The sequence below is a fragment of the Mesorhizobium sp. M7A.F.Ca.ET.027.03.2.1 genome (genome assembly GCF_003999175.1).
Classification (GTDB): domain Bacteria; phylum Pseudomonadota; class Alphaproteobacteria; order Rhizobiales; family Rhizobiaceae; genus Mesorhizobium.
In genome coordinates this window covers 1-1,913 of record NZ_RZOM01001139.1, presented here as the reverse complement: position 1 = coordinate 1,913, position 1,913 = coordinate 1, and the positions used below count along the sequence as shown (strand labels likewise).

The 1,913-nt window shown below is 62.8% G+C and carries 1 protein-coding gene; it reads left to right on the top strand.

From position 1 onward, the window contains the following. Positions 1–434 precede the first annotated feature (434 nt). The coding region (locus EN750_RS32135) for an alkaline phosphatase (protein ID WP_145968119.1) at positions 435–1,913 on the top strand (1,479 nt) is incomplete at its 3' end.

Genomic DNA, 1,913 nt, shown 5'->3' with positions numbered 1-1,913 from the left:
CCAGATCGGTGCGGCCGCTGCCGCCGCCTTTGGCGGCACCATGCGCGAGTTGCAGGGCAATTACGAACTGGCCTTCCTGATCGCCGGCATGACGGCAATCGCTGCCGCCTGTATCTCGCTGCTGATCAACACCAGCAAGCCGGCGTTCGATCCGGAGCCGCAAGCGGCTTAGGCGCGACGCTAATCTCCCCCGAGAGGGGGAGATGGCCGCGAAGCGGCCAGAGGGGGTCGGTCCGACTGGGCTCGGCCTCTTGCGATAGAAGGAGGTTAGCGCTCCACGCGCGGCGGCCCCCTCTGTCGCCTTTGGCGACATCTCCCCCTCGAGGGGGGAGATTACCCTGTTCATTGTTATCAAAACTTCATCATCCCGAGATGCGCCTGAAACATTGACGCTGGATTTTGGTGGCACCGTTCAAGCCATCCAGGAGACAGCCGTGAACAAGCTTTCGATGACCCGCCGCGCCTTCGTCACATCCGCCGGCGCCGTTGGCCTGGCCGGCGTCTCGAGCTTGGCGCTGCCCTATTATTCGCGCGCCAATCAGCGGCCTTCCTTCACCCATGGCGTCCAGTCGGGCGATGTCGACGCCACCAGCGGCGTGGTGTGGACGCGCACCGACCGACCGTCGCGCGTCATGTTCGAGGTGTCGTCGACGGAGAATTTCGCCAGTGCGACCCGCCTGGCGCCGCTCGATACGTCGCCGGCCAGCGATTACACGGTCAAGCGGCTGCTCACCGACCTCGCTTCCGATCAGGATATCTTCTACCGCATGACATCGGCCGATCTCGCCGACATCAACGCCGTTTCGGAGCCGATCACCGGCCGTTTTAGGACGGCGCCAGCCTCGAAGCGCGACATCCGCTTTGCTTGGTCGGGCGACACCGCCGGCCAGGGCTGGGGCATCGACGAGACCGGCATGAAGACCTACGCCACGATCGGCAAGCACACGCCTGACTTCTTCCTGCATTCGGGCGATACCATCTATGCCGACGGCGCCATGAAGGACGAGGTCGACCTGCCCGGCGGCGGCAAGTGGAAGAACGTCGTGCTGATCGACGGCAAGCGCAAGGTCGCCGAGACGCTGGACGAGTACCGGGACCAGTGGAAATACAACATGATGGACAGGAACGTGCTCGGCCTGAGCGCCATCTGCCCGACTTTCTACCAGTGGGACGACCATGAAGTGCTGAACAATTGGTCGGATTCCAAGGATCTCAGCGCCGACAGCCGCTACACGGAAAAATCCATCCACGTGCTGGCAGCCCGTGCGGCGCGCGCCTTCCATGAAATGACGACAATCCGCTACGAACCGTCCGAGCCCGGCCGCGTCTATCGCAAGATCGCCTATGGGCCGCTGCTCGACGTGTTCTTCCTCGACATGCGCTCCTATCGCGGCCCGAATGGTCCCGACATGCAGGACGAGATGACGCCGCAGTCGCGCATGCTCGGCGAGCAGCAGACGAAATGGCTGAAGCGCGAACTGGCGAATTCGAAGGCGACCTGGAAAATCATCGCCGCCGACATGCCGCTCGGCCTCGTCGTCTGGGACGACGGCACCAACAAGGTTGGCGCCGAAGCGGTCAGCAATGGCGACAATGGCTTGCCAAAAGGGCGCGAGCTCGAGATCGCCGACCTGCTGCGCTTCATAAAGAATGCCGGCATCAGCAACACCGTCTGGCTCACCGCAGATGTGCATTACACGGCCGCGCATTATTACAACCCGGACAAGGCGCAGTTCCAGGAGTTCAATCCGTTCTGGGAATTCGTCTCGGGTCCGATCCATGCCGGCACGTTCGGTCCCAACGATTTCGACATGACGTTCGGTCCGGAGCTGAAGTTCATCAAGGCGCCGACCGCCGAACAGGGACAGAACCTGCCGCCCTCGGCCGGGCTGCAATTCTTCGGGCTCGTCGAT